Origin of the sequence: Streptomyces odontotermitis (assembly GCF_050510915.1) — a bacterium.
Lineage (GTDB): Bacteria > Actinomycetota > Actinomycetes > Streptomycetales > Streptomycetaceae > Streptomyces.
In genome coordinates, this window is the sequence record NZ_JBNJLS010000020.1 from 47,673 (window position 1) to 71,648 (window position 23,976).

Consider the following 23,976-nt stretch of genomic DNA (forward strand, 5'->3'; position numbering starts at 1 on the left):
TGGGCGAACCATCCGACGCGGCGGGACCGCCGCAGGCTACTGTCGCGGGCCCCGGCGGGCTGCCGGACGAGCGGCGGTTACCGATCCAGTGGCCGACGGCCGAATGCGCCGAGTACGCCGAAGACACAGCGGCTCTCGGCGCGGGACCGGGCGCGGCACAGCGGCCGCAAGCGAGCGGCCCACCGGCGTGCTGCCCGGCCGGGTCAGACCGGCCCGGCGGACCGCGGCGCGGCGCGGACCAGGGCGGCCACGTGAGTGCCCGGCCCGCCTCCGTGTCCCCGGGGACCGTCGCCCTCGACGGCGGCGGCGTGCACGCGCCCCTGCCGCCCAGGACCCCGCTGACCCGCCGTCCCCCGCGCTCCGGCTCGGGGCTGGTCTCGCAGTTCGTGCTCCTGCTGATCTGCGGCGGGTACGCCACGGGCTCCGCGCTCGGCTGGGGATCCGGCCGAGTCGCCCTGATCATGGGCGACTTCGGCCTGAGCGTCGCCGCCGCCACCGCCGCCGTCTCCTGCTATCGCTACTCCCGCACCCGCCGCAGCCGTTTTCGACCCGCATGGCTGCTCTTCGCGCTCTCCTCCGCGATGGCGGCCTGCGGCAACGGGGTGTGGGGGTGGTACGAGGTGGTGCTGCGCCGCCCCGTACCCAGCCCCGGCCTCGCCGACCTGTTCTTCCTGTGCTTCGCGCCGCCCGCGATCATCGGCCTTCTCGTGCTCGCCAAGCGGCCCGTGACCAGGGCGGGTTGGGTCTGCCTCGCCCTGGACGCGTGGCTGATCGGCGGCTCGCTGCTCACCCTCTCCTGGAGCCTCGCGCTCGCGCACACCGCGCAGTTCGAGGGCCCCAGCGTCGCGCACGCCGCGCTCTCCCTCGCGTATCCGCTCCTGGACATCGCGCTGGTCAGCATGGTCCTGGCGCTGCACTTCAGACGGTCCTCCGCCAACCGCACGGCGGTGAACACCGCGATCGGCGCCCTCGCGCTGACCGTGATGTGCGACGCCCTGTTCACCTCGCCGCTGCTGCACGCCAGTTACCGCTCGGGCCAGCTCCTGGACGCGGGCTGGTTCGCCGGTTCGCTGCTCCTGGCGTACGCGCCCTGGGCCGCTCCCTGGGGGCATGTGCGCGAGGGCGAGAGCTTCGTGAGCGTGCCGGACGAGAAGGCGGCCGGCGCCCGCGGCGAGGGCCGTGAACGCTACGCGACCACGCGCCCCATCGCCGGGTCCCTCGCCGCCCTCACGCCCTATCTGGCCGCCGCCGTCTGCACGTTGGGGATTCTCTACAACGTCCTCAGCGGCCGCAGCGTCGACCAGGTCGTGCTCTTCACGGCTGGCACGGTGGTCCTCGCGCTCGTCGTGCGCCAGGGCATCATGCTGCTCGACAACATCACGCTCACCCAGGAACTGGCGCAGAAGGAGAACCACTTCCGCTCCCTGGTGCAGGGATCGAGCGACGTCATCATGATCGCCGCGCCGAACGGCATCCTGCGCTACGTCAGCCCGGCCGCCGCCGGGGTCTACGGCCGCGAGGCCGAGGAACTCGTCGGCTCCGAACTGGCCTCGCTGATGCACCCGGAGGACCTCGGCCGGGTCGTCCACGAGGTCCGCAGATTCCTCGCCGCGAGCCCCGTGGAGGAGCCCACCACCCGCATCGAGTGCCGCTTCAAGTCCGGCGACGGCGACTGGCTCAACGTCGAGTCCACGGTCAACCGCCACCAGGGCGGCCTCATCTTCAACAGCCGCGACGTCACCGAACGAGTGCGCCTGCAGGCCCAGTTGCAGCACAACGCGGAGCACGACCCGCTCACCGACCTGCCCAACCGCGCCCTGTTCACGCGCCGCGTCGGCCAGGCCCTGACCGGCCGCCGCACCACCGACCGGGGCACGGCCGTGCTCTTCATCGACCTGGACGGCTTCAAGGCCGTCAACGACACCATCGGCCACCAGGCGGGCGACGAACTGCTCATCCAGGCGGCGCGCAGACTTCAGGAGGCGGTGCGTGCGGGCGATACCGCATCCCGGCTCGGCGGCGATGAGTTCGCGGCACTCATCGTCGGCGACGGGACGAGGGACCAGGCCGCGAGAGAACGGCACATCTATGAACTCGCCGACCGGCTGAGAATCACCCTGTCCCAGCCCTACGCCATCGACGGCAACGACGTCCGCGTGGCGGCGTCCATCGGTGTCGCCTTCGCCGAACAGGGCATCGGCGCGGGGGAGTTGCTGCGCAACGCGGACCTCGCGATGTACCGCGCGAAGGCCGCGGGCAAGGGGCGGGTGGAGCTCTACGCCCCCCAGATGCAGGCCGACGTCGTCCGCAAGGCGGAGCTCGCCACCCGGCTGCGCTCGGCGCTGCACGACGGCGAGTTCGCGCTGCTGCACCAGCCCGTGGTCTCGCTCGACACCGGCGACATCACCTCCGTCGCCGCCCAGGCCCGCTGGCGCTCGGCCCAGGGCATCCTGTTCACGCCCGCCGAGTTCCTGCGCGTGTCCGACGCGGGCGACGGCCGTGACGCGGGCCCGGACAGCGCCCGCACCGCCGAGCTGGGCCGCTGGATCCTGGAGGAGGCCGTCGAGCAGGCGGCCGCGCGCGCCCACACCGGGCACGTGGTGCCGGTCGCCGTCCGCATCAGCGCCCGCCGCCTCCTCGACCGCTCGCTGCCCCTCGGCTCCATCGAGGCGCTCCTGACCCGGCACGGGCTGCCCTCGGGCGCCCTCGTCATCGAGCTCGCCGACAGCGACCCCCGGGTCCCGCTCGACGAGCTGGAGCGCCGCCTCACGGCCCTGCGCCGGCTCGGCGTCCGCATCGCTCTCGACGGCTTCGGCAGCGGCTACGCGGCGATCACCGCCCTGCGGCGGCTGCCCGTGGACGTGCTGAAGCTGGACCGCAGCCTGATCGAGGGCGTCGTGGAGTCCGCGCGCCTGCACAAGATCACCTCGGGCCTCCTTCGGATCGCGACCGACCTCGGCCTGCGCTCGGTGGCGGACGGCGTGGACCTGCCGGAACAGGTCATCGCGCTGCGCGCCATGGGCTGCACCGACGGCCAGGGCATGGCCTTCTCCGGTCCGCTCGACGAGTACCGGCTGCGCCGCGCCCTGACGGTCGGGCAGTACCCGGTACCGCACGGACCGGTGGAGCCCGTCTTCGCGGGGGGACCTCCGGCCTCGTACGTGGGGGGCGGAGGTTCGGGACGTACGGCCTTTCCCCGCTCACATAATGAGACCCCTGTCCCACCTACTTGACACGTACTGCGTGCCGGGGGGAGGGTCAGTGCCATGCGCACCCGAATTCTCGTACTTGGAAAGCGCGTCGGCTGAAGTTGGGAATCGACCGGTTGAACACCGGAAACACCCACTGACCACCCCCGACGCGCTCCCCTCGCTTGCCTCCCGGCACGAGGGGTTTTTTGTTGCACAGGCGCCCGCCATAATCCCGCATAACACCCCGAAAAAACCCTCAGCTTCGAGAAGAGAATGCCGATGACCGAGCAGGCCACCGGGGCCCACCATCCGCAGCCGCGGCCCCGATCCTCAGGACAGCAGTCCGTTCCCGTCGAGCACGTCACGGGCGCGAAGTCCCTCATTCGTTCTCTCGAAGAGGTCGGGGCCGACACGGTATTCGGCATTCCCGGCGGCGCGATTCTTCCGGCGTACGACCCGATGATGGATTCCACTCGGGTCCGGCACGTTCTGGTCCGCCACGAACAGGGCGCGGGGCACGCCGCGACCGGTTATGCCCAGGCGACCGGAAAGGTCGGGGTGTGCATGGCGACCAGCGGCCCGGGTGCCACGAACCTGGTCACGCCGATCGCGGACGCCCACATGGACTCCGTGCCGATGGTCGCGATCACCGGCCAGGTCGCCTCCAAGGCGATCGGCACCGACGCGTTCCAGGAAGCGGACATCGTCGGCATCACGATGCCGATCACGAAGCACAACTTCCTGGTGACCAAGGCCGAGGACATCCCGCGGACGATCGCGGAGGCGTTCCACATCGCCTCCACCGGCCGCCCCGGCCCGGTCCTGGTCGACATCGCCAAGGACGCCCTGCAGGCGCAGACCACCTTCTCCTGGCCGCCCACCCAGGACCTGCCCGGCTACCGCCCGGTGACCAAGCCGCACGCCAAGCAGATCCGCGAGGCCGCGAAGCTGATCACGGCCGCCAAGCGGCCCGTCCTGTACGTCGGCGGCGGCGTCCTGAAGGCGCACGCCACGGCCGAGCTGAAGGTCCTGGCCGAGCTCACCGGAGCGCCGGTCACCACCACGCTGATGGCGCTCGGCGCCTTCCCCGACAGCCACCCGCTGCACGTGGGGATGCCGGGCATGCACGGTGCGGTCACCGCCGTCACCGCGCTGCAGAAGGCCGACCTGATCGTCGCCCTCGGCGCCCGCTTCGACGACCGCGTCACCGGCAAGCTGGACAGCTTCGCCCCGTACGCCAAGATCGTCCACGCGGACATCGACCCGGCCGAGATCGGCAAGAACCGCGCGGCCGACGTGCCGATCGTCGGCGACGCCCGCGAGGTCATCGCCGACCTGGTCCAGGCCGTCCAGGCCGAGCACACCGAGGGCCACGCGGGCGACTACAGCGCCTGGTGGAAGGACCTCAACCGCTGGCGCGACACCTACCCGCTGGGCTACGACCAGCCCAATGACGGCTCCTTGTCCCCGCAGCAGGTCATTGAGCGCGTTGGTCAACTCGCCCCCGAGGACACGATCTTCGCGGCGGGCGTCGGCCAGCACCAGATGTGGGCCGCCCACTTCATCAACTACGAGCAGCCCGCGACCTGGCTCAACTCCGGCGGCGCCGGGACGATGGGCTACGCGGTCCCGGCCGCGATGGGCGCGAAGGCCGGACAGCCCGACCGCACGGTCTGGGCGATCGACGGCGACGGCTGCTTCCAGATGACCAACCAGGAGCTGGTCACCTGCGCCCTGAACAACATCCCGATCAAGGTCGCCATCATCAACAACGGCGCCCTGGGCATGGTCCGCCAGTGGCAGACGCTCTTCTACAACCAGCGCTACTCCAACACCGTGCTGCACAGCGGCCCGGAGGCGACTGTGTCCGATAGCGGCTCCGCCGCGGGCAAGCAGCCCAGCGCCGGCACCCGCGTCCCCGACTTCGTGAAGCTGTCGGAGGCCATGGGCTGTGTCGCCCTGCGCTGTGAGCGGCCCGAGGACCTGGACAAGGTCATCGAAGAGGCCAACTCGATCAACGACCGGCCCGTCGTGGTCGACTTCATCGTCCACGAGGACGCCCAGGTCTGGCCCATGGTCGCGGCGGGCACCTCGAACGACGAGGTCATGGCCGCCCGCGGGGTCCGCCCCGACTTCGGCGACAGCGACGACTGAGGCCGAGAGCGAAAGAGGAGTACGAAGATGACCAAGCACACGCTCTCCGTCCTGGTCGAGAACACACCCGGCATCCTGGCCCGGATCGCCGCCCTGTTCTCCCGCCGCGGCTTCAACATCGACTCGCTCGCCGTCGGCGTCACCGAGCACCCCGACATCTCCCGCATCACCATCGTGGTGAACGTCGAGGGGCTCCCGCTGGAGCAGGTCACCAAGCAGCTCAACAAGCTCGTCAACGTCCTGAAGATCGTCGAGCTGGAGCCCGGTTCCGCCGTGGCCCGTGAGCTCGTCCTGGCGAAGGTCCGCGCCGACAACGAGACGCGCTCGCAGATCGTCGAGATCGTCCAGCTGTTCCGCGCCAAGACCGTGGACGTCTCCCCGGAGGCCATCACCATCGAGGCCACCGGCTCCAGCGACAAGCTGGAGGCCATGCTCAAGATGCTGGAGCCCTTCGGCATCAAGGAGCTGGTCCAGTCCGGCACCATCGCCATCGGGCGCGGTTCCCGCTCCATCACGGACCGCAGCCTGCGGGCGCTCGACCGCACGGCCTGAGCGCCCGCGACCCGAGCCCCCAGGACCTCGCGCGACCTCTCGTATCGCGAGATCCGACAACTTCCTTATCCCAGCCCGCCGTACGGTGGGGCGCAACACCCGCACACATAGGAGACTCCCAGTGGCCGAGCTGTTCTACGACGACGACGCCGACCTGTCCATCATCCAGGGCCGCAAGGTCGCGGTCATCGGTTACGGCAGCCAGGGCCACGCTCACGCCCTCTCGCTGCGTGACTCGGGCGTCGACGTGCGCGTCGGTCTGCACGAGGGCTCCAAGTCCAAGGCGAAGGCCGAGGAGCAGGGCCTGCGTGTGGTCACGCCCGCGGAGGCGGCGGCCGAGGCCGACGTCATCATGATCCTGGTGCCGGACCCGATCCAGGCGCAGGTCTACGAGGAGTCCATCAAGGACAACCTCAAGGACGGCGACGCGCTGTTCTTCGGGCACGGCCTGAACGTCCGTTTCGGGTTCATCAAGGCGCCCGAGGGTGTCGACGTGTGCATGGTCGCCCCGAAGGGTCCGGGTCACCTGGTGCGCCGCCAGTACGAGGAGGGCCGTGGTGTTCCGTGTATCGCGGCGGTCGAGCAGGACGCGACCGGCAACGGCTTCGCGCTGGCGCTGTCGTACGCGAAGGGCATCGGCGGCACACGGGCGGGCGTCATCAAGACGACGTTCACCGAGGAGACCGAGACCGACCTGTTCGGTGAGCAGGCCGTGCTCTGTGGTGGTACCGCGGCGCTGGTGAAGGCGGGCTTCGAGACGCTGGTCGAGGCGGGCTACCAGCCGGAGATCGCCTACTTCGAGTGCCTGCACGAGCTGAAGCTGATCGTGGACCTCATGTACGAGGGCGGTCTGGAGAAGATGCGCTGGTCGGTGTCGGAGACCGCTGAGTGGGGCGACTACGTGACCGGTCCGCGGATCATCACGGACGCGACCAAGGCGGAGATGAAGAAGGTCCTCGCCGAGATCCAGGACGGTACGTTCGCCAAGCAGTGGATGGACGAGTACCACGGTGGTCTGAAGAAGTACAACGAGTACAAGACCCAGGACGAGAACCACCTCCTGGAGACCACGGGCAAGGAGCTGCGCAAGCTCATGAGCTGGGTCAACGACGACGACAAGTAGTCGGGTCGGGCCACGGGGCCGGGGCATGCGCCCCGGCCCCTTCGGCTCTGTGCAGCTATCTGCCACCGCCCTTGTCCGCGGCGTCCAGCCACGGAAGGGTGATCCTGACAGGGAGGCGTAAGACGCCCTGTCGCGCGCCACTACACTTCTGCCATCAACAACGCGTCAGGCCCACAGCGTCGTGCGTCTTCCACGCGGCAAGCACCCTCCACCGCCAGCGGCCACGGGACGGTCGCCCGCAATGGATCTGTGAGGACTCACGTGAGCACTTCTGCCACCGGCAAACCGGTCGTACTCATCGCTGAAGAGCTGTCGCCCGCCACCGTCGACGCCCTGGGACCGGACTTCGAGATCCGCCAGTGCAACGGCGCGGACCGGGCCGAGCTGCTGCCCGCCATCGCCGACGTGGACGCCATCCTGGTGCGCTCCGCGACCAAGGTCGACGCCGAGGCCATCGCCGCCGCCAAGAAGCTGAAGGTCGTCGCCCGCGCGGGCGTGGGCCTCGACAACGTCGACGTCTCCGCCGCCACCAAGGCCGGCGTGATGGTGGTGAACGCACCGACGTCGAACATCGTCACCGCCGCCGAGCTCGCCTGCGGCCTCATCCTGGCCACTGCCCGCAACATCCCGCAGGCCAACACCGCCCTGAAGAACGGCGAGTGGAAGCGCTCCAAGTACACCGGCGTCGAGCTGGCCGAGAAGACGCTCGGCGTCGTCGGCCTCGGCCGCATCGGCGCGCTCGTCGCGCAGCGCATGTCCGCCTTCGGCATGAAGGTCGTCGCGTACGACCCCTACGTACAGCCCGCGCGCGCCGCGCAGATGGGCGTGAAGGTCCTCTCCCTCGACGAGCTGCTCGAGGTCTCGGACTTCATCACGGTCCACCTTCCGAAGACGCCCGAGACCCTCGGTCTCATCGGCGACGAGGCGCTGCACAAGGTGAAGCCCTCCGTGCGCGTGGTGAACGCCGCGCGCGGCGGCATCGTCGACGAGACGGCGCTGTACTCGGCGCTCAAGGAGGGCCGCGTCGCGGGCGCGGGCCTGGACGTGTACGCGAAGGAGCCCTGCACGGACTCCCCGCTCTTCGAGCTCGACCAGGTCGTCTGCACCCCGCACCTGGGCGCGTCCACGGACGAGGCGCAGGAGAAGGCGGGCATCGCGGTCGCCAGGTCGGTGCGGCTCGCGCTCGCCGGTGAGCTCGTCCCGGACGCGGTGAACGTCCAGGGCGGCGTCATCGCCGAGGACGTGCGCCCGGGTCTGCCGCTCGCCGAGAAGCTCGGCCGCATCTTCACCGCGCTGGCCGGCGAGGTCGCGGTCCGCCTGGACGTCGAGGTGTGCGGCGAGATCACGCAGCACGACGTGAAGGTGCTCGAACTCTCCGCGCTGAAGGGCGTGTTCGAGGACGTCGTCGACGAGACGGTGTCGTACGTGAACGCGCCGCTGTTCGCGCAGGAGCGCGGCGTCGAGGTCCGCCTGACCACGTCGAGCGAGTCCCCGGACCACCGCAACGTGGTCACGGTGCGCGGCACGCTCACCGGCGGCGAGGAGGTCTCGGTCTCCGGCACGCTCGCCGGTCCCAAGAACCACCAGAAGATCGTCGCCGTCGGCGGCTACGACGTGGACCTGGCGCTCGCCGACCACATGGTGGTGCTGCGCTACCAGGACCGTCCCGGCGTCGTCGGCACGGTCGGCCGGATCGTCGGGGAGGCCGGCATCAACATCGCGGGCATGCAGGTCTCCCGCGCGGACCAGGGCGGCGAGGCCCTGGCGGTCCTGACGGTCGACGACACAGTGCCGACTGCGGTCCTCGGGGACCTCGCGGCGGAGGTCGGCGCGGCGTCCGTCCGCTCGGTCAACCTCGTGGACTAGGGCGCCCCAGCACGTAGTTGCCGGTTGTCACCGGCTTCGCCGAGTTCGTCCTCGAACGCCGGACGGGCTGGAATTCTCCAGCCCGTCCGGCGTTCGGCTTTCCGCTCAGACCAGCGCCGCCTCCCGCTCCGACTCGGCCCCGGCGCCCGCCTTTTCGGGCACCCTGACCTTGCGCAGGCTCACGGCCGCCAGGCCCGCCGCGGCCACCAAGAGAACCGCCCCGGCCAGCGCGGCGACCTGCATCCCGTCGGTGAACGCCTCCCGCGCCGCCCCGAGGAGCGCGTCCCGCGCGTCGCCCGGCAGGTGCTGGGCCACCGCCACCGCTCCGCCCAGCGTTTCCTGGGCCTCGGCGGGCGCGGACGACGGGATCTCGCTCCGGTACACCGCGTTGCCGATGGAGCCGAGCAGCGCCATGCCAAGCGCGCCGCCGAACTCCTGCCCGGTCTCCAGGAGCGAGGACGCGGTGCCCGCCTTCTCCGCGGGGGCGGCGCCGAGCGCCAGGTCCGTGAGCTGTGAGCCGATGACGACGGCGCCGCAGGCGAGGACGCCCGCGCCGGCGAGCACGGTCCACATCGAGTCCGAACCGGCCAGGGTGAGCAGTCCGTAGCCGCACGCCGAGGTCACGAAGCCGAGGGCGACGACATGGGCGCGGTTCATGCCGCGCTGCACCAGGGTGGTGGCGACCGGCGCCGCGAAGCCGATGAGGACCGAGGGGAGCAGCGCCCACAGCGCGGCCTCCATCGCGCTCTTGCCGAGCACCGACTGCAGGTACTGCGTGGTGAAGTAGGCCGAACCCATCATCCCCAGCGCGGAGATGAGGTTGAGGGAGACGGCGGGGCCGAAGCCGCGGCCGCCGCGGAACAGGGCGGGGGAGATCATCGGGGACGCTGCGGTGCGCTGGCGCCGGACGAACAGGACGGCGAAGACGAGTCCGACGGCGAGGGACACCCCGTACGCGACCTCGAAGCCCTCGGCGGCGATCTCCTTGAGGCCGTAGACGACGGGCAGCACCGCGGCCATCGACAGCGGCACGCTCAGCAGGTCGAAGCGGCCCGGCTCCGGGTCCTTGAACTCGGGGATCAGGAGCGGCGCGAGGACCAGGAGCAGCACCATCGCGGGCAGGTTGACCAGGAAGACCGAGCCCCACCAGAAGTGCTCGACGAGGACGCCGCTCAGCACCGAGCCGAGTGCGACGCCCGCGACCATGACCGTCTGCCAGATGCCGATGGCCTTCGCGCGCTGCCCGGCGTCCACGAACATGTTCCGGATCAGGCCCATCGTGGACGGCATCAGGGTCGCACCGCCGATGCCGAGGACCGCGCGGGCGGCGATGAGGGTCTCCGCGCTGTTCGCGTACGCCGCCGTGAGCGAGGCGGCGCCGAAGGCCGTGGCGCCGAACAGGAGCAGCTTGCGGCGGCCGATGCGGTCGCCGAGCGAGCCCATCGTGATCAGCAGTCCGGCGAGCACGAAGGCGTAGATGTCGAAGATCCACAGCTGTTGGGTGCCGCTCGGCTCCAGATCGGCGTTGATCGCGGGGATCGCGAAGTAGAGCACCGAGACGTCCATGGAGACCAGGAGCAGCGGGAGCATCAGGACGGCGAGAGCGGTCCACTCCTTGCGCGTGGCGCGCGGCGAGTTCGTCATGCCTGGAACCATACGAGCGTCTTAAACACTTGTCTAGTACGCGCGTATAGGACGGCTGTATGGATCAGGGGTAGGCTGCCCGCATGGGACACCGTGAGGATCTGCTCGAAGGCGCCAAGCGCTGCCTGCTGGAGAAGGGGTTCGCGCGTACGACCGCGCGCGACATCGTGAAGGAGTCGGGGACCAACCTGGCCTCGATCGGCTATCACTACGGGTCGAAGGACGCGCTGCTCGCGGAGGCGTACGTCGCCCTGATCGAGCCCATGGGGACGGCGTTCGAGGCGGCGGCGGACAGCGGCACCATCGCCGAGGGGGGTCTGGAGCGGTTCCGGGACGGCTGGGCGAACATCATCCGCACGATGCCGGAGTCCCGGGCGATCTGGATGATGTCGCTGGAGGTCATCACGCAGGGCGAACGGCTCGCGGGCATCCGGGACTTGCTGGCCAAGGCTCAGGTGGAGGGGCGGCGCGGGCTCACCGCGATGTTCACGGGCATCGACGAGGACGCCCTCCCGGAGGACATGGTCGAGAGCGAGGGGCGCCTCTACACGACGCTGCTCAACGGCCTGATGGTGCAGTGGCTCTTCGACGAGGCGTCGGCCACGGATGCCGAGCAGCTCACGGAGGGGCTGCGGCGGGTGATGGAGCGGGCTCGGTCGGGGGAGTCCGCCTCGTAAGAGTGAACCGGACGGCGTCCCTGCCCGTTAGATTGGAACCGCGGACAGACTGCCGTCCATGGGAGGAACCATGACTGCCGAATCACTGCCTGGCTGGGCCTACCCGCCCGCGGGCGGGTTCACCGCGGACGACCTGGACCGCATCCCGGAGCTCCCGCCGCACACCGAGCTGATCGACGGGAGCCTCGTCTTCGTGAGTCCGCAGAAGAGTTTCCACACGTTGGCGATGTTCTTGCTGGAGATGGGCCTGCGGACGCAGCTCCCGGACGAGGTGCGGGTACGGCGCGAGATGACCGTCGTCCTCGGCCCCCGCAACCGCCCCGAGCCCGACCTCATGCTGGTCCGTGCCGAGGCGGTGACCGAGGAGGCCGATGAGACGGGCTATACGGCGGCGGACGCCGTCCTCGTGGTCGAGGTGGTCTCACCCGAGTCCGACGAGCGGGACCGCAAGCGCAAGCCGCAGCTCTACGCCGAGGCCGGGATCCCGCACTTCTGGCGGGTCGAGAAGGGCACCGGTCGCCGTCCCGTCGTGTACGTCTACGAGCTGGACGAAGTGACCAGCAGCTATGTGCCCACCGGTATCTACCACGACCGCCTGGAACTGCCCGCGCCGTTCCCGATCGACATCGATCTGACCGCGATCGACAAGCTCTGAGCGGTAGTCGGGGCCCGGCGACGGTCTACAGCCGTGACGCCTTCAACACCATGTGGAGGAGCAGCCGGTCCTCGCCCTCGTCCAGGTCCAGGCCCGTGAGCTGCTCCACGCGCGAGAGGCGGTAGTAGAGGGTCTGGCGGTGGATGCCCAACTCGGCCGCCGTGCGCCCCGCCTGGCCCGCGCAGTCGAGGAACACCTCGGCGGTGCGGGCGAGTTCACGGCCGCCGGGGGAGAGGAGCAGCTGGGCCACCGGGTCGTGCGCGGCCTCGGCGGGCAGCGCCGTCAGCAGGCGGTACGGGCCGATGTCCGCCCACTGCGCGACCGGCCGCAGCCGTGGCTCCGCGAGCGCCGCGCGCGCCGCCGCCGTCGCCTCGCCCCACGCCGCCCCGATCTCGTCGAGCCCGGCCCGCGCCGCCGCGACGCCCGCCGCGAGCGCGCCGCCGGGCCCACCCGGCGTACCGGAACCGCCGGCCGCGGCGGAGCCTGTGGACGCACCGGAGCCGCCTGCCGTGCGCGCCCCGCCCGCCGCCCCGCCCGCCGCCCCGCCCGCCGCCGCGTCGAGCAGCCGTGCCCCCGCCGACAGCGCGGGCGCCAGGGAGTCCGCCGAGCGCAGCCGCACCAGGGCGCCGAGGCACTGCCCGGTCGTCCCCCACGGCACCGTGCACAGGGCCGCGGCGCCCGGCACATTGCGCACCGAAGGCGCCTCCTCCGGGTCCGCCGAGGGCCACGGGGCGACGCACACCACGGCGTGCAGGCCGTCGGCGCGCGGGCCGAGCGCGGTGCGCAGCTCGGCCACCGCCATGTCCCGCTGCCAGCCGCGCTCCGCCGTCAGGGCCGCCCGGAACTCGCGGGTCAGATCGGCGCCCGCCTGCGCCTCGTCGGCGAGCAGCGCGCCGATGCGGGCGGCCACCTCCATCGCGGCGTTCAACTGCTCGTCCGTGGGCCCCGGTTCACCGTCCAGGAGCCAGACGTAGCCGAGCGCGAAGCCGCGGTGGTTCACCGGGAGGCAGATCCGGCCGCGGTAGACGCCCGCCTCCGGGGTGGGCGGGATGCGCACCGGGCCCCTGGCGCGCGCGATGCCGAAGCTCTCGAACCAGGCGCGGACCTCCGCCGTGGAGCGGCGCGTGAGGATCGAGCGGGTCCTGACCGGGTCGAGCGCCGTCGCGTCGAAGTCGGAGCCGTCGCCCGCGTCGCTGTCCTGGGCGCCGAAGGCGATCAGTTCGAAGTCCCGGTTCTCCAGGGTCGCCGGGGCGCCGAGGAGCGCCGAGATCTCATCCACCAGTTCCTGGTAATCGCCCTTCACAGCGTCCATTCTGGACTAGTTCCTCCGTGTCTTCAGACATGTGTCTGAGATCCAGGGCACGGATGCGTGACAGCTGTCGATGGCCCACGATCGTGGGTGATCCCTAAATTTCACGGTGGTTCTCCCCCTGTCCATACTCCCCGTGGAGGTGCCCCGTGCTGGGTCCCGTGATCCTTGCCGCGTCGCGCAGCGACAAGATGCGCCGTTTCGTCTCGGCGGCCCCCGGCACCAAGCAGGTGGTCGACCGGTTCATCGCGGGTGAGAGCGTCGAGCAGGTCGTCCAGATCGTCCTGGACGCCGCCGACCAGGGCCTCGAGGTCACCCTCGACGTGGTGGGCGAGGACATCACCACCCCGGAGCAGGCCACCGCCGCCCGCGACGCCTATCTGGACCTGATCGCGCACCTGAAGGACCTCGGCCTCGGTGAGAAGGCCGAGATGTCGGTGAAGCTGTCGATGTTCGGGCAAGCGCTGGACGGAGGCCACGAGCTGGCGCTCGCCAATGTCCGGCCGGTCGTCGAGGCCGCCGCCGCCATCGGCACCACCGTCACCCTGGACGCCGAGGACCACACCACCCTCGACTCGATGTTCGCCATCCACGAGGAGCTGCGGAAGGACTTCCCGCAGACCGGCTGCGTCATCCAGGCGTACCTGTTCCGCACCGAGGAGGACGCCCGCCGCCTCGCCGCGAACGGCTCCCGCGTCCGCATTGTGAAGGGCGCCTACAAGGAGCCCGCCTCCGTCGCGTACCAGGACAAGACCGAGATCGACAAGGCGTACGTCCGCATCCTGCGCATCTTGATGGAGGGCGAGGGGTACCCGATGATCGGGTCCCACGACCCCCGCCTGATCGCCATCGGCCAGGAGCTGGCCCGCCGCGCCGGGCGCAAACTGGACGAGTACGAGTTCCAGATGCTGTACGGCATCCGTACGGACGAACAACTTCGGCTCGCCGCCGAGGGACATCGCATGCGCGTCTACACGGCGTACGGCACGGACTGGTACGGATACTTCATGCGCCGTCTGGCGGAGAAGCCCGCCAACCTCCGCTTCTTCGCCCGCTCCATCCTCACCAAGGGCTGAGCGGCCCCCCTTTTTCGACCCTGTTGCCCCTCCAGATCAGAAGGAGTTACGGACCTCATGGACGCTGTGACCCAGGTTCCGAAGCCGATCAACGAGCCGGTGCACGGCTACGCCCCCGGTTCGCCCGAGCGCGCCCGCCTGGAGGCCAAGCTCAAGGAGCTGGCCGACAACCCGATCGAGCTGCCGATGACGATCGGCGGCGTGAAGCGGCTCGGCGGCGGGGAGCCCTTCCAGGTCGTCCAGCCGCACAACCACAAGGCGGTCATCGGCACCGGCCGCAACGCCACCACCCAGGACGCCCAGGACGCGGTGGACGCCGCCCTGGCCGCCGCCCCGGCCTGGCGCGCCATGTCCTTCGACGACCGCGCCGCGATCATCCTGCGCGCGGCCGAGCTGCTCTCCACCACGTGGCGCGAGACCCTCGCGGCCTCCACGATGCTGGGCCAGTCGAAGACCGCGCAGCAGGCCGAGATCGACACCCCCTGTGAGCTCGTCGACTTCTGGCGCTTCAACGTGGCGTACGCCCGCGACCTGCTCGCCGAGCAGCCCCCGGCCAACTCCACGGGTGTCTGGAACCGCCTGGACCACCGCCCGCTGGAGGGCTTCGTCTACGCGATCACGCCCTTCAACTTCACGGCGATCTCCGGCAACCTGCCCACCGCCCCCGCCCTCATGGGCAACGTCGTGGTGTGGAAGCCGTCCCCGACGCAGACCCACGCCGCCGTGCTGCTCATGCAGCTCCTGGAGGAGGCGGGCCTGCCCAAGGGCGTCATCAACCTCGTGACCGGCGACGGCCTCGCGGTCTCCGAGATCGCCCTGAACCACCGCGACCTGGCGGGCATCCACTTCACCGGCTCGACCAAGACCTTCCAGCACCTGTGGAAGACGGTCGGCGAGAACATCGCGAAGTACCGCACGTACCCGCGACTGGTCGGCGAGACCGGCGGCAAGGACTTCGTGGTCGCGCACCCGAGCGCCGACCGCGCGATCCTGAAGACGGCCCTGACCCGCGGTGCCTTCGAGTACCAGGGCCAGAAGTGCTCGGCGACCTCCCGCGCCTACATCCCGGCCTCCCTCTGGAACTCCGGCTTCAAGGAGGAGTTCGCGGCCGAGGTCGACGGCATCAAGATGGGCGACGTCACCGACCTCTCCAACTTCATCGGCGCCGTCATCGACGAGCGCTCCTTCGCCAAGAACAAGGCCGCGATCGACCGCGCGCAGGCGGACGACTCCTGCACGATCGTCGCGGGCGGCACCTACGACGACTCGGTCGGCTACTTCGTGCGCCCGACCGTCGTCGAGTGCTCGGACCCGGCCAACGAGGTCTTCACGACCGAGTACTTCGGCCCGTTCCTCGCCGTCCACGTCTACGAGGACGACGCGTACGAGGAGATGCTGACCCAGATGGAGTCGGTGTCCGACTACGCGCTCACGGGCTCGGTCATCGCGAACGACCGCGCCGCGGCCGCGTACACGATGGAGAAGCTCCGCTACGCGGCGGGCAACTTCTACATCAACGACAAGTCGACGGGCGCCGTCGTCGGCCAGCAGCCCTTCGGCGGCGGCCGCGCCTCCGGCACCAACGACAAGGCGGGCGCCCCGCAGAACCTGCAGCGCTGGACGCTGACCCGCGCCATCAAGGAGACGCTGGTCCCGCCGACCGACTACCCGTACCCGCACATGGGCTGAGCGCCCAGGCGCATCGGCTGACCGCGCCGGCGCCGGTCACCGCTGAACCCCGCCCCCGTCCTTGGTCCCCCAACCGAGGACGGGGGCGGTTTCTGTTCGGCTCGCGTGTCACGCCACGCGCCGGGCGAGGAAGTCGTCGATCAGCGCGGCGATCTGCGGCGCGTGCGTCTCCAGGGCGAAGTGGCCCGTCGGCAGCAGATGCACCTCCGCGTCCGGCAGATCGCGCCGGAACGCGAGCGCGCCCTCCGGCACGAACACCTGGTCACCCGCGCCCCACACGGCGAGCACCGGCACCTGGCTCGCCCGGAAGTACGCCTGGAAGTCCGGGTAGAGCGCGATGTTGCTGCCGTAGTCGCCGATGAGGGAGAGCTGGATCTCGTCCTGGCCCGCGCGCGCCATCAGGGCCGCGTCGTGGTGCCAGGCGTCGGGGCTGAGCAGGCTCCGGTCCCGCTCCGGGACCCCCGTCTCGTACTGCCACTTGATGCCTTCGAGGGACCGGATCTCCCGTACGGGCGCGGCCGTCTTCTCGTTCGGCTCCTCGATGTACGCGAGCACCGGCGCCCAGGCTTCGGCGCCGAGCCCCTCCTCGTACGCGTTGCCGTTCTGCGTGACGATCGCCGTGACCCGCTCCGGGTGGGCGAGCGCGAGGCGCAGCCCGATCGGGGCGCCGTAGTCCTGGACGTAGAGCGCGAACCGGTCGAGGCCGAGCGCCTCGGTGAACTCGGCGGTCATCTCGGCGAGTTCGGCGAAGGTGTAGCGGAACGCGGCGGCGGAGGGCGTCGCGGAGCGGCCGAAGCCGATGTGGTCGGGGGCGATGACGCGGAGGGGGTGGGCGAGCTTCGGGAGGAGGTCCCGGAACATGTGCGAGCTGGTCGGGAAGCCGTGCAGGAGCAGCAGGACCGGGGCGTCGGCGGGGCCGGCCTCGCGGTAGAAGACCTCGTGGCCGCGGACGGTGGCGGTGCGGTGGTGAACCTGACGCGCGCTCATATTCCTAACCCCTCAAAGTTTCTTCAGTGGTTGCGATGGGGTGAGTAGAGCACGCGTCGGGCTAACCAGTCAATGAGTTTTTAGGGGTTAGGCACTCAGCAGGGTGTCAGACCTCCACCAAGACCTGGTCCAGGGACTTCCGTACGAGGTCGGGGACTTGGCAGTCCGGGGCGGGGTAGCCGACGGGGATCACCGCGAACGCCTTCTCGTTCTCGGGGCGGCCGAGCACCTCGGAGAGGAACCGCATCGGGCTCGGCGTGTGGATCAGGGCGGCCAGGCCCGAGAGGTGCAGGGCGGACAGGAGCATGCCGACGGCGATGCCGACCGACTCGTCCACGTAGTAGTGCTTGTGCTTGGTGCCGTCCTCGCCCAGCCAGTAGCGCTGCTGGAACACGACGATCAGGGCGGGCGCGTCCGTGAGGTGCGGCTTCACCTCGTCCGTGCCGAGGGGGCGGAGGGCGGCGAGCCACTCCTCGCCGAGCCGCCCGTCGTAGGAGATCTGCTCCTCGTGCTCGGCGGCCTCGCGGATGCGGCGGCGTATCTCCGGGTCCTGGACCAGGACGAAGGTCCACGGCTGCTGGTGTGCGCCGGACGGTGCGGTGGCCGCGCACGCGATCGCGTCGCGGACGACCTGCGCGGGCACGGGGTCGCCGGAGAACTGCCGCACCGTGCGGCGCTGCTCCATCCGCTCCCTCAACTCGGCCGCGCGCGCGAGGGATTCGGCCTCGGGCATGCGGGCCGGGCGGTACGGAACGCCGCGGTAGGGGTGGCCGTGGATGGGCGTCCAGGGCCGCTGTCCGGATTCTGGAGTGTGCTGTTCGGTTGATGGCATGTCTGGGAGTGTGCCCAGCGGGCGGGGGTTCAACTGTCCGTACTGGACGGTTGAGGGCTCGGCCGGGGAGGGGCGTGCCGAGGGAGGGGGAGCGCTGCGCGGAAATCGGGGAGCACCGCGCGGAAATCGGAGAGCGCCGCTCGAAAATCGGGGAGCGCCGTGGACGCGGGGATGGGTACCGTGGCGCCGTGACCATCCTTCGCGCCGCGCACACCGCCGACCTCGGGCGGACCGAACTGGGCGCCGTCCGCGCCCTGCTGGACGAGGCGTTCGACGGCGACTTCGCCGACGAGGACTTCGAGCACTGCCTCGGCGGGATGCACGCCCTGATCGAGCAGGGCGGCGAACTCGTCGCCCACGGCTCGGTGATCCAGCGCCGCGTCCTGCACCGCGGCCGCGCGCTGCGCACCGGGTACGTGGAGGCGGTCGCCGTCCGCGCCGACCTGCGGCGCAAGGGGCTCGGCGGCCGGCTGATGGCGGAGCTGGAGCGGGTGCTCGACGGCGCGTACGAGCTCGGCGCGCTCTCCGCGTCGGACGAGGGCGCGGCCCTGTACCGGTCCCGCGGCTGGCAGGTGTGGCCGGGCCGGATCGGCGCGCTCGGCCCGGACGGCGTCGTGCGCCTGCCGGAGGAGGAGAGCACGACGTTCGTACGGGACCGGGGTGAACGCCTCGACGCGGCCCACGAGTTGCTCTTCGACTGGCGGGACGGGGACGTTCTCTAGACGGTGGCTCCCGCGTCCGGGGCGCCGGCCGCGCGGACGATGATCTTCCCCTGGTTCTCCCCGCGCAGCATGCCGAGGAACGCCTCGACGATCCCGCCGAACCCGTCCACCACGGTCTCGTCGAGCCCGATCCGCCCGCTCTGCAGGTGCGGCACCACGAACTCGTACAACTCCTCCTGCAGATCACGGTAGTTGCGGACGAGGAAGCCCTCGATGCGCAGGCTCTTCTCCACGACGTCGGCGTGGTTGAACAGGACGGGCGGCGCGTCCGGCGTGTTGTACTGGCCGATGGTGCCGATCCGCACGACCCGGCCGAACTCGCGCAGCGCGCCGATCGCCGCGCCCAGGTGGTCGCCGCCGACATTGTCCACGAACACGTCGATGCCGTCCGGCGCCGCCTTCGCGAGCTGCTCGGCGACCGGGGCGTCGCGGTAGTTGAAGACCGTGTCGTAGCCCACGTGTTCCGTGAGGTACGCGGCCTTCGCCGCCGTGCCCGCGCTGCCCACGAGGCGCCCCGCGCCGAGCACCCGGGCGAGCCGCCCGGTGGCCGTGCCCACCCCGCCCGCGGCGGCCGACACGAACAGGTCCTCGCCCTCCTGGAGCCGGGCGATGCGGGTGAGCCCGACGTAGGCGGTGAGCCCGGTGCCGCCGAGGATGCCGAGGTGCGCCGAGAGCGGCACGCCCGGGAGGTCCGGCAGCTCCCTCGCCTCCTCGGGGCGCACGACGGAGTGGGTGCGCCAGCCGTGCCGGTGGAACACGAGGGCGCCCTCGGCGAGTCGGGGCGTCCGGGAGGCGAGGACCCGCCCGATGGTCCGCCCCTCCAGGGGCTCATTCAGCGCGAAGTCGCCGTCCATCATCTCGCGGTGGTACGGGTCCACGGACCAGTAGAGGTTCTCCACGACGGCGGTGCCGGGCGCGGGCGAGGGGACGCGGGACTCGACGACGGCGAAGTCGCCGGGGGAGGGGAAGCCGTGGGGGCGGGCGATCTGGTGCACGGTGCGCGCGATGTCGTTCATGGCGGCGACCGTACGGAGGAATGCGGGGCGCGGGCACCGGGTTGGGCTCATGGAACGGCCCGATGTATGAAGAGGGCTCATAGGTGCAGGTGGGGGAGTCGATGGGGGCAGGGGGAGCGGTGGGAGCGACGGGGACAGGGAGCGCAGGCGGGGCGGGCAGGGAGGGCAGGGCTGTGGGGAGTGGTGGCGCCGTGGGTGGGGGCGTGGGTGGTCGTGCAGGCGGCGCCGATCTTGCCCCGCACGAGCTGCGGATCCTCGTGGCCGTCGAACGCGAGCGCGGCTTCTCCGCGGCCGCCCAGGCCCTCGGCCTCACCCAGTCCGCCGTCTCGCACTCCGTCCGGGGCACCGAGCGCAAGGTCGGCGCCGTGCTCTTCGAGCGGGGCCGCAAGGGCGCGAGCCCGACCGCGGCGGGCGAGACCGCCGTGGCGCACGCCCGCCGGGTGCTCCGGCTCCTGGCCGCGCTCGCCGTCGACGCCCGCTCCGCCGCGACCGGCACCGTCGCGGGCCCGCTGCGCATCGCCGCCTTCCGCAGTGCGGCCCTGCACCTGCTGCCGCCCGTCCTGGAGCGCCTCACCGCCCGCCACCCCGGCATCGAACCGGAGGTGCGCATCGTGCGCGAGGTCGGCGCGGGCACCGCGGGCGAGGTCGCGGCGGGCCGGGCCGATGTGGGGATCGCCACGATCGGGACGACGTCGCCGGTGCCGCCCGGACTCATCGGCACGGTGCTCCTGGAGGAGCCGTACTCCCTGGTGCACCCCGCCGGGCACGCCGACCCGCGCTCGCTGCCCCTCGTGGACTGGACGGAGAACTGCACCTCGTACACCAGGGACTGGTGGGCCGGACAGGACTGGATCCCCCGGGCCACCGTGGAGACCGAGGACGACGGCGCGGTGCTCTCGATGGTGAGCAGCGGCCTCGGCATGGCGATCATGCCCGCCCTCTCCCTGACCGGCGCCCCGCCCGCGGTCGAGATCACCGACCTCGGCGCGGAGCGCCCGACCCGCGAGGTCGGCTACGTCACCACGCCGGAGCTCGCCGCCACGGGCGCGGTGCGGGCCCTGATCCGCGAGCTCAGGGCGACTCCTCGCGGCGGGCGGAGCTGACCTCCCGTTCACGGGCGGAACCGACCCCCGTTCACGGGCGGAGCTGATCCCCGTTCAACCGTCCGGCCCCGCGTTCAACCGGCCGTTCCGGCGTGAAACCGCCGTTCAGGTGCCGTGCCCGTCTCAGATAGTAGGAAGTCCGAGTAATTGTGGAGACAGACGCTCCGTCCTCCCTTAGCTTTGTAGAAGCCGAACGTCTCGCTTGATCAAGCGAATGGCGGCAGTGAGCCGGAGCCCCGAGCAGGCGAACCCTGCGGCTCCCTCTTCCGCCCCTTCCGGCGTCTCGTAGTCCCTCCGCACTCCCGGTGTGCTTTCTGAAGGAGTCGATTTCCCATGGCCGAGATGACCGTGACCCCCCGCCGCGTCCGCCACACCTCCCGTACGAACGACGTCGACCGCAAGAACGCCGCCGCCGCCCTCCAGCGCGCCCTGGACCGCAGGGACAACGGCGGCGAGACGGGTCACTGAGCCCGCTTGCCCTTCCCTCGTACGACCTCGAAGTGGTCGATGCGCTGTCCGCTCTCGGAGAGCGCGGAGACCGACAGCTTCGGGCGCGACCCCGTCGTGACCTCGACCGCGAGGAACGAGAAGCCGGTGTACCGCACCCGCGACCACTCCACCGTGTCCGGGTCGGGAAGCCGTGACTTCGTCCAGTGGAACGTGAGGATCGAGTCCCGGTCGTTCACGTTCCCCTCGTAGCTGTCCTTGACCCCGAGTCCGAAGCCGTACAGGTCCTTGCCCGCGCCGCCCGCGGTGACGTACACGATGCCGTCGCGCGTCGGATCGGTCGACGCGCCGACCGGCACGGGCTTGCCGACCTCACCGCCCTTGATCGCGTCCGTCCGCTCGTACACGTGGTTGTGGCCATTGATCACCAGGTCCACCTGGTGCTTGGTGAACAGGTCCAGCCAGGCGTCGCGCACCCCGCCGTCGGAGGCGTGCGTGGACGTCGAGTACATGCAGTGGTGGAAGAAGACCACGACGAAGTCGATGCCCTCGGCGGCGCGCAGCTCCCCGAGCCGCTTGTCGAGCCAGGCCGTCTGCTTCCCGTCCGTGTAGCCCTTGTTGGCGGGGATCTCGTACGAGACGTCGTTCGCGTCGAGCGCGACCACGCCCACATTGCCGTAGGTGAACGAGTAGACGCCCGGTGCGTTCTTCGGGTCGAAGCCGTTCTCGGGCAGCGACCAGCGGGCCGACTGGCCGCCGTAGCCGTTGGGCGAGTACCACGCCTCCATGTCGTGGTTGCCCGTCGTCACCATCCACGGAACGGACTTGGCCACGCTCTCGGTCTGCGCCAGGAACTGGTCCCACACCCGCGCGTCATACGTGTCCGACTCCTTGCCGTGGCCGCTGGAGTCCGCGTAGCAGATGTCCCCGGCGTGCAGGTGGAAGGAGGGGTTCTGGCCCAGGATCACCTGGTCGTTGGCGAGCGCGTGATAGCTGACACCCTGGTCGCCGAAGGCCGTGAAGACGAACTTCTCCGGCTTGGCGGGCGCCGTGCGGAATGTGCCGACGGTGCTCATCCGCTCCGGCGAGGCCGGGTCGAAGCCGTCGTGGCCGACGCCGTAGTAGTACGTCGTGTCCGGCTTCAAGTTGTCGAGCGCGACGTGCAGATAGAGCTGCTCGACCTCGGGGAGCTTCTTGGACAGGGACGGGGTGTGCAGGGCGCGCACCTCGGCCTCGATCTTCCGGCTCAGCTCCCAGGGCTTCAACCCCACGCGCACGTAAGGCTTCTTGACCGCGAAGGGCACCTGCCAGGAGATCCGCATCTGCGTCTTCGGGTCGGCGCCGAAGGCGAGATGGCGGCCGAACGGCGCCACCAGCGAGCCGTCGACCTTGACCGGCGCGGGCGGCGACGCGAGCGGCGCGGCCGGCGAGGAGCCCCCGCCGTACGCCGAACCGGAGCTCCCCGCGAGGAGACCGGCGCCGCCCACGGCCCCCGCGGTGGCGACCGAACTGGCCAGGACCTTGCGGCGGGAGAACTTATTGCGGAGGTATTCGTGCTGCTCCGGCATGCTCATGCGGCGCGCGAGCTGCTCGGGTATGCCGACGTCAGGGGTGTCCATGACCGGAAAACTTCCCAGTAACTTTCAACTCCGGCCAGACACTGGGATGAACAAAATCTGTCCAGAAGGAAACCGGGGATCCTGTCGGGATCCGATATGGACCCGGAGTGATCCCGACATGGGCCCGGCGTGATCCCGACATGGACCCGGCATGGGCTCGGCAGGGGTCCGGCTCGATGATCGATTGTCCGCATGATGGACGGCGAGTGTCATCCCATGGGACGGGGCGTACGCTTCCGTCATGTCTCGCAGCATCAATCTCGCAGTGATTCCCGGTGACGGCATCGGCCAGGAGGTCGTGGCCCAGGGACTCAAGGTCCTCAATGCCGTCCTTCCCCAGGAAGTGAAGCTGGAGACCAAGGAGTTCGACTTCGGCGCCAAGCGCTACCACGCCACCGGTGAGACCCTCACCGACGCCGACGTCGCGGCCCTCAAGCAGCACGACGCGATCCTCCTCGGCGCCATCGGCGACCCGTCGGTCCCCTCCGGCGTCCTGGAGCGCGGCTTCCTGCTGAAGCTCCGCTTCCTCTTCGACCACCACGTCAACCTGCGGCCCTCGAAGCTGCTCCCCGGCGTCTCCACCCCGCTCGCCGGGCAGCCGGAGATCGACTTCGTCGTGGTCCGCGAGGGCACCGAGGGCCCCTACACCGGCAACGGCGGCTCGATCCGCACCGGCACCCCGCACGAGGTCGCCACCGAGGTCTCGGTGAACACGGCCTTCGGCGTGGAGCGCGTGGTCCGTGACGCCTTCGCCCGCGCCCAGGCCCGCCCGCGCAAGAAGCTGACGCTGGTCCACAAGAACAACGTCCTCGCGTACGCCGGTCACCTCTGGACCAACATCTTCAACACGGTGGCCAAGGAGTTCCCCGAGGTCACCACCGAGTACATCCACGTCGACGCCGCGACGATCTACCTCGTCACCGACCCGGCCCGCTTCGACGTGATCGTCACCGACAACCTCTTCGGCGACATCATCACCGACCTCGCCGCGGCCGTCTCCGGCGGCATCGGCGTCGCCGCCTCCGGCAACATCAACCCGAGCCGTGAGTTCCCCTCGATGTTCGAGCCCGTGCACGGCTCGGCCCCGGACATCGCCGGGCAGGGCAAGGCCGACCCGACGGCCACCATCCTGTCCGTCGCGCTGCTGCTGCGCCACCTCGGCTTCGAGGCGGAGGCCGTCCGCGTCGAGGACGCCGTCTCCGCCGACCTGGGCGAACGCGGCGACTCGGTGCGCACCACCACCGAGATCGGCGACGCCCTCGCGGTACGCGTGGCGGGCTGAGCCCGTCGGCTGACGACACCTGTTCACTGAAG

The 23,976-nt window shown here is 70.7% G+C and carries 19 protein-coding genes; 13 read left to right on the forward strand and 6 right to left on the reverse strand.

All coding sequences use genetic code 11. From position 1 onward, the window contains the following. The first annotated feature begins 308 nt into the window (after positions 1-308). The 5 genes from ACQB60_RS36390 to serA all read left to right on the forward strand — a co-directional run bounded on the left by ACQB60_RS36390 (position 309) and on the right by serA (position 8,886). Positions 309-3,233, forward strand: a complete 2,925-nt coding sequence (locus ACQB60_RS36390) for a putative bifunctional diguanylate cyclase/phosphodiesterase (RefSeq protein ID WP_496930478.1) — start codon at positions 309-311, stop codon at positions 3,231-3,233. Positions 3,234-3,464: 231 nt separating this feature from the next. Next, positions 3,465-5,345, forward strand: coding sequence for an acetolactate synthase large subunit (locus ACQB60_RS36395; RefSeq protein WP_496930397.1), 1,881 nt, complete (start codon positions 3,465-3,467; stop codon positions 5,343-5,345). Between the two features lie 27 nt (positions 5,346-5,372). Next, entirely contained in the window at positions 5,373-5,897 is a 525-nt protein-coding gene (ilvN, locus tag ACQB60_RS36400) for an acetolactate synthase small subunit (RefSeq protein WP_384848158.1), read from the forward strand. Between the two features lie 121 nt (positions 5,898-6,018). Continuing rightward, on the forward strand, positions 6,019-7,020 hold the full coding sequence (gene ilvC, locus ACQB60_RS36405; protein ID WP_496930398.1) for a ketol-acid reductoisomerase: 1,002 nt from the start codon (positions 6,019-6,021) through the stop codon (positions 7,018-7,020). A 261-nt stretch (positions 7,021-7,281) separates the two neighbouring features. Continuing rightward, positions 7,282-8,886, forward strand: coding sequence for a phosphoglycerate dehydrogenase (gene serA / locus ACQB60_RS36410; protein WP_384833365.1), 1,605 nt, complete (start codon positions 7,282-7,284; stop codon positions 8,884-8,886). A 105-nt stretch (positions 8,887-8,991) separates the two neighbouring features. On the opposite strand, the gene ACQB60_RS36415 is transcribed toward serA, so the two are convergent. Then, the gene (locus ACQB60_RS36415) at positions 8,992-10,530 is read right to left on the reverse strand and encodes an MFS transporter (RefSeq protein ID WP_496930399.1); all 1,539 of its coding nucleotides are present in this window, start codon (positions 10,528-10,530) and stop codon (positions 8,992-8,994) included. 83 nt (positions 10,531-10,613) lie between these two features. Between ACQB60_RS36415 and ACQB60_RS36420 the strand changes: the two genes are divergently transcribed. Continuing rightward, entirely contained in the window at positions 10,614-11,207 is a 594-nt protein-coding gene (locus ACQB60_RS36420; RefSeq protein WP_496930400.1) for a TetR/AcrR family transcriptional regulator, read from the forward strand. 70 nt (positions 11,208-11,277) lie between these two features. Then, complete coding sequence (locus ACQB60_RS36425) at positions 11,278-11,862, forward strand: Uma2 family endonuclease (protein WP_496930401.1); 585 nt, start codon at positions 11,278-11,280, stop codon at positions 11,860-11,862. A 25-nt stretch (positions 11,863-11,887) separates the two neighbouring features. On the opposite strand, the gene ACQB60_RS36430 is transcribed toward ACQB60_RS36425, so the two are convergent. Further along, positions 11,888-13,174, reverse strand: coding sequence for a PucR family transcriptional regulator (locus tag ACQB60_RS36430; RefSeq protein WP_496930402.1), 1,287 nt, complete (start codon positions 13,172-13,174; stop codon positions 11,888-11,890). 146 nt (positions 13,175-13,320) lie between these two features. Here ACQB60_RS36430 and ACQB60_RS36435 point away from each other — a divergent pair, with 146 nt between their 5' ends. Together ACQB60_RS36435 and pruA are read left to right on the forward strand one after the other, a co-directional pair. Beyond that, positions 13,321-14,247, forward strand: a complete 927-nt coding sequence (locus tag ACQB60_RS36435) for a proline dehydrogenase family protein (protein ID WP_496930403.1) — start codon at positions 13,321-13,323, stop codon at positions 14,245-14,247. A 57-nt stretch (positions 14,248-14,304) separates the two neighbouring features. After that, positions 14,305-15,936, forward strand: a complete 1,632-nt coding sequence (pruA, locus tag ACQB60_RS36440) for an L-glutamate gamma-semialdehyde dehydrogenase (RefSeq protein ID WP_496930404.1) — start codon at positions 14,305-14,307, stop codon at positions 15,934-15,936. A 108-nt stretch (positions 15,937-16,044) separates the two neighbouring features. On the opposite strand, the gene ACQB60_RS36445 is transcribed toward pruA, so the two are convergent. Together ACQB60_RS36445 and ACQB60_RS36450 are read right to left on the reverse strand one after the other, a co-directional pair. Beyond that, positions 16,045-16,923: an alpha/beta fold hydrolase gene (locus tag ACQB60_RS36445; RefSeq protein WP_496930405.1), complete on the reverse strand. Its 879-nt coding sequence runs from the start codon at positions 16,921-16,923 to the stop codon at positions 16,045-16,047. A 106-nt stretch (positions 16,924-17,029) separates the two neighbouring features. Further along, positions 17,030-17,755: a nitroreductase family protein gene (locus ACQB60_RS36450; RefSeq protein ID WP_496930406.1), complete on the reverse strand. Its 726-nt coding sequence runs from the start codon at positions 17,753-17,755 to the stop codon at positions 17,030-17,032. 146 nt (positions 17,756-17,901) lie between these two features. Here ACQB60_RS36450 and ACQB60_RS36455 point away from each other — a divergent pair, with 146 nt between their 5' ends. Continuing rightward, entirely contained in the window at positions 17,902-18,477 is a 576-nt protein-coding gene (locus ACQB60_RS36455) for a GNAT family N-acetyltransferase (RefSeq protein ID WP_496930479.1), read from the forward strand. Here the strand turns inward: ACQB60_RS36455 and ACQB60_RS36460 are convergent. Continuing rightward, positions 18,474-19,493 (reverse strand): NADP-dependent oxidoreductase, encoded by a 1,020-nt coding sequence (locus ACQB60_RS36460; protein WP_496930407.1) that lies wholly within the window; start codon positions 19,491-19,493, stop codon positions 18,474-18,476. The genes ACQB60_RS36455 and ACQB60_RS36460 overlap by 4 nt on opposite strands. A 203-nt stretch (positions 19,494-19,696) precedes the next feature. Between ACQB60_RS36460 and ACQB60_RS36465 the strand changes: the two genes are divergently transcribed. After that, complete coding sequence (locus ACQB60_RS36465; RefSeq protein WP_496930408.1) at positions 19,697-20,596, forward strand: LysR family transcriptional regulator; 900 nt, start codon at positions 19,697-19,699, stop codon at positions 20,594-20,596. A gap of 333 nt (positions 20,597-20,929) precedes the next feature. Beyond that, positions 20,930-21,064 (forward strand): hypothetical protein, encoded by a 135-nt coding sequence (locus tag ACQB60_RS36470; RefSeq protein ID WP_384833393.1) that lies wholly within the window; start codon positions 20,930-20,932, stop codon positions 21,062-21,064. Here ACQB60_RS36470 and ACQB60_RS36475 read toward each other — a convergent pair. Then, positions 21,058-22,662: a purple acid phosphatase family protein gene (locus ACQB60_RS36475; RefSeq protein ID WP_496930409.1), complete on the reverse strand. Its 1,605-nt coding sequence runs from the start codon at positions 22,660-22,662 to the stop codon at positions 21,058-21,060. The two genes, ACQB60_RS36470 and ACQB60_RS36475, sit on opposite strands and share 7 nt — an antisense overlap. A 241-nt stretch (positions 22,663-22,903) precedes the next feature. On the opposite strand from ACQB60_RS36475, the gene ACQB60_RS36480 reads away from it, so the two are divergent. Further along, positions 22,904-23,944 carry a 3-isopropylmalate dehydrogenase gene (locus ACQB60_RS36480; RefSeq protein WP_496930410.1) on the forward strand — a complete coding sequence of 347 codons (1,041 nt, stop codon included), beginning with the start codon at positions 22,904-22,906 and terminating at the stop codon, positions 23,942-23,944. Positions 23,945-23,976 lie beyond the last annotated feature (32 nt).

What these genes read in the sequence shown, in the direction of transcription:
- ACQB60_RS36395 (WP_496930397.1), top strand. Translation starts at nt 3,465, where the DNA reads ATGCCGATGACCGAGCAGGCCACCGGGGCCCACCATCCGCAGCCGCGG.
- ilvN (WP_384848158.1), top strand. Translation starts at nt 5,373, where the DNA reads ATGACCAAGCACACGCTCTCCGTCCTGGTCGAGAACACACCCGGCATC.
- ACQB60_RS36415 (WP_496930399.1), bottom strand. Translation starts at nt 10,530, where the DNA reads ATGACGAACTCGCCGCGCGCCACGCGCAAGGAGTGGACCGCTCTCGCC.
- ACQB60_RS36420 (WP_496930400.1), top strand. Translation starts at nt 10,614, where the DNA reads ATGGGACACCGTGAGGATCTGCTCGAAGGCGCCAAGCGCTGCCTGCTG.
- ACQB60_RS36425 (WP_496930401.1), top strand. Translation starts at nt 11,278, where the DNA reads ATGACTGCCGAATCACTGCCTGGCTGGGCCTACCCGCCCGCGGGCGGG.
- ACQB60_RS36430 (WP_496930402.1), bottom strand. Translation starts at nt 13,174, where the DNA reads ATGGACGCTGTGAAGGGCGATTACCAGGAACTGGTGGATGAGATCTCG.
- pruA (WP_496930404.1), top strand. Translation starts at nt 14,305, where the DNA reads ATGGACGCTGTGACCCAGGTTCCGAAGCCGATCAACGAGCCGGTGCAC.
- ACQB60_RS36445 (WP_496930405.1), bottom strand. Translation starts at nt 16,923, where the DNA reads ATGAGCGCGCGTCAGGTTCACCACCGCACCGCCACCGTCCGCGGCCAC.
- ACQB60_RS36450 (WP_496930406.1), bottom strand. Translation starts at nt 17,755, where the DNA reads ATGCCATCAACCGAACAGCACACTCCAGAATCCGGACAGCGGCCCTGG.
- ACQB60_RS36460 (WP_496930407.1), bottom strand. Translation starts at nt 19,493, where the DNA reads ATGAACGACATCGCGCGCACCGTGCACCAGATCGCCCGCCCCCACGGC.
- ACQB60_RS36470 (WP_384833393.1), top strand. Translation starts at nt 20,930, where the DNA reads ATGGCCGAGATGACCGTGACCCCCCGCCGCGTCCGCCACACCTCCCGT.
- ACQB60_RS36475 (WP_496930409.1), bottom strand. Translation starts at nt 22,662, where the DNA reads ATGGACACCCCTGACGTCGGCATACCCGAGCAGCTCGCGCGCCGCATG.
- ACQB60_RS36480 (WP_496930410.1), top strand. Translation starts at nt 22,904, where the DNA reads ATGTCTCGCAGCATCAATCTCGCAGTGATTCCCGGTGACGGCATCGGC.